The sequence below is a fragment of the Mycobacterium colombiense genome, assembly GCF_001672755.1.
Classification (GTDB): Bacteria; Actinomycetota; Actinomycetes; order Mycobacteriales; family Mycobacteriaceae; genus Mycobacterium; species Mycobacterium colombiense_C.
Window position 1 is genome coordinate 1 of record NZ_LZKI01000111.1, and the last position, 3,596, is coordinate 3,596.

Annotated in this window: 1 protein-coding gene; it reads right to left on the reverse strand. The window is 67.4% G+C overall.

All coding sequences use genetic code 11. The features are described 5' to 3' along the window. A partial coding sequence (locus A5708_RS15165; protein ID WP_155766034.1) for a non-ribosomal peptide synthetase occupies positions 1-3,596 on the reverse strand: 3,596 nt, incomplete at both ends.

The window sequence follows — 3,596 nt, forward strand, 5'->3', positions numbered from 1 at the left end:
GCAACACCCAGGTGTTGACGAAAAACCCGACGAGCTCATCCAGCGCCGCATCCATCCGCCCGGCGATCGGCGCGCCCATCACCACGTCCTCGCCGGCTCCAACCCGGTGCAACACCACAGCCATGGCCGCCTGCAACACCATCGAGACCGTCGCGTTGTGCGCCGCCGCCAACGCCTTGACCCCCGCCCAGGTCTGCGAGTCGATGCGTAGCTCCACCTCATCGCCGCGATAACTGGGCACCTGCGGGCGCGCCCGATCCGCCGGCAGCGACACCACTTCGGGCAGATCAGCCAACTGCTGCCGCCAATACCCCAGCTGCCCGGCGATCACACTGTCGGGGTCGGACTCGGCACCCAACCAATCCTGTTGCCACAGCGTGTAATCGGCATACTGCACCGGCAACGGCTCCCACTGGGGGGCCCGGCCCTGCCGCCGTGCCCGATACGCCTCGCCCACATCACGGACCATCGGGGCCAGCGACCAGCCATCAAAAGCGATGTGGTGCACCACAATTCCCACCACATGCTGCTCGGGGCCCACCGCATAGATCTGTGCTCGAATCGGAATCTCGGCCGACAGATCAAATCGATATCCCGCCAGCGCCACCAACTCGCCGACCACATCCTGCTCGGTCAACGACACCACCGCCGCGTCCCCGCGCCGCCACATTCCCGCCGCGGCCGGCAACACCTGCTGCAACGGCACACCATCGACGTCGGGAAATATGGTGCGCAGCGACTCGTGACGGGCGATCACATCATCGATAGCCGCCCCCAGCGCCTCGATATCGAGCACCCCGTTGATCCGAAACGCGGTGGGAATGTTGTAGGTCGCCACCCCGCCCTCGAACCGGTCGAGGAACCACAACCGCTGCTGGGCAAACGACAACGGCACCACCGCCGGCCGCTCCACGGCCACCAACGGCTTACGCGCGTCCCCATCTCCGCCGATCCGTGCCGCCAACTGGGCGACGGTGGGCGCCTCGAACACGGTGCGCACCGCAAGGTGAGCATCCAGGGCGCTGTTGACCGCGGCGATCACCCGCATCGCCGACAGGGAATCCCCGCCCAAGTCGAAGAACGAGTCGTCGACCCCGACCCGCTCGAGTCCGAGAACCTGGGCGTAAATGCCGGCCAGGGTCTCCTCGGTGGGGGTGACTGGCGCGCGGTAGCGGTCGCCGTCGGTGTATTCGGGTGCCGGCAGGGCACGGGTATCCAGTTTGCCGTTGACCGTCAACGGCAGCGCGTCGATCACCACCACCGCGGCCGGCACCATATAGGTGGGGAGCCGCTGACCTAACCGGGCCCGAATATCGGCCGGGTCAGCGGCTCCAGTGACATAGCCGATCAGGCGCTTGTCGCCGGGAGAGTCCTCGCGGGCGATCACCACCGCCTGCTCCACCCCATCCAGCGCGGCCAGCGCGGCGCGGATTTCCCCGAGTTCGATGCGGTAGCCGCGGATCTTCACCTGCTCATCGGCGCGACCCAGATAATCCAGCTGCCCATCGGCACCCCAGCACACCAGATCCCCGGTGCGATACATCCGCGCCCCGGACTCGCCGAACGGGCAGGCCACGAACCGCGATCCGGTCAACGCAGCGCGGCCCACATATCCGTAGGCCAGCCCGCCGCCGGCCACATACAACTCCCCGACCACCCCGGCCGGCACCGGACGCAACGACGCGTCCAGCACAAAAAAGCCAAGGTGCACCAGCGGAACCCCGATCGGGCTGACATTGCGGTCGATGTCGGCCACGCTGATCTCGCGGAACGAGGCATGCACCGTCGTCTCGGTGATCCCATACATATTGATCAGCCGCGTCGACCCTGGATGCTTGCGCAGCCACGTCCCGAGACGCTCGGGTTCCAGCGCCTCGCCGCCGAACACCACCGTCTCCAGCTTCAGCTGAGATCCCAGCTCGTCCACCCGCGCATCGACCGCTTGCAGCGCATAAAACGCCGACGGCGTCTGGCTCAATACGCTGACCTGTTCAACAGCCAGCAAGGCGTGGAAGTCCTCCGGCGAGCGCACCACCGAGTCGGGCACCACCACCAGCCGCCCGCCATGCAGCAGCGCACCGAAGATCTCCCACACCGAAAAGTCAAAGGCCAACGAATGACACTGCGACCACACTTGCTCCGGCGACAGTTCCACGTCGGCGTTCAGTGCCCTCAGCAGCCGGGTCACGTTGTGGTGAGGGATGGCTACGCCCTTGGGGACACCGGTGGTGCCCGAGGTGTAGATCAGATAGGCGATCGTCTCGGGGGCCGGCGCCGGCAATCCCGTATCCGGGTAGCCGGGGATGCGAGGATCATCGACATCGATGACCTGCAGGCCACGCCCGTCGAACCGGTCGGCCAGCCCAGCGGTGGTGATCGCGGCGATCGGTGCGGCATCGGCAACCATGAACTCGATCCGGGCCGTCGGCACAGCCGGGTCGATCGCGACATACGCCGCCCCGGTTTTGAGCACCGCCATTATCGCCACGACCGCCTTGGCCGACCGCGGCAACAGCAGCGCCACACGCTTGCCCGGGCCGGCGCCCAGGCCGGCCAGCAGATGTGCCAACCGGTTCGACGCCTCGTCGAGCTCCCGGTAGGTCATCGAGTGGCCGTCGAAGGTCACCGCCAGCGCTTCGGGCGCACGCTTGACTTGGGCGGCCCACAGGGTCGGAATCGACACCGGCATGGGTACGGGCCGAGTCAACGCCGACCGGTTGCCCCACCGATCCAGACGGCCGTGCTCAGCGTCGTCGAGCACATCCAGCGACGACAACCGCTGGCTGGGGTCGGAGGTCATGGCCGCCAGCACCCGTTGGAACCGCTCGATCAGCGTTTCGATGCTTTGGCTGTCGAACACGTCGGTGCGGAACTCCACCGTCCCGCCGATCCCGGCGAGCTCACCGGCCTCGCTCCAGCGTTCGGCCAACGAGAACGTCAGGTCCATCCGGGCGGTGCGCATGTCCACCGGCATCGGGGTGACCTGCACATCACCTAACGCCAGCCCGGAGGTGGGGTCCCCGGCGAAGTTCTGCCAGGCCAACACCACCTGGACCAGCGGGTGATGGGCGAGGCTTCGGGTCGGGTTGAGCCGCTCCACCAGCACCTCGAACGGCACGTCCTGGTGCTCGTAGGCGGCCAGGCTGCGTGCTCGCACCTGGGCCAGCAGCTCGGTGACACTGGGATCCCCGGCCAGATCGACGCGCAGCACCAAGGTATTGACGAAGAAGCCCACCAGTTCATCGAGTGCGGGATCACCGCGCCCGGCGATCGGGAACCCCACCGCCACATCAGAATTGGCGCTGAGCTTGGCCAACAACACCGCCAAGGCGGCCTGCATCACCATGAAGCTGGTCGCGTTGTGCTCACGGGCCACGCTGCGCACCCGCTGCTGCAGCTCGGCCGGCCACTCCACGGCCACACTGGCGCCGCGCTGATCGGCCACCGTCGGGTAGGGCCGATCGGTGGGCAACGCCAGCCGCTCGGGCATCCCGGCCAGCTCCTGCTCCCAATAAGCCAGCTGCGCGCCGATCGGGCTCTCGGGATCGGCCAGATCGCCGAGCTGCGCACGCTGCCACAGCGTGTAATCGATGTAC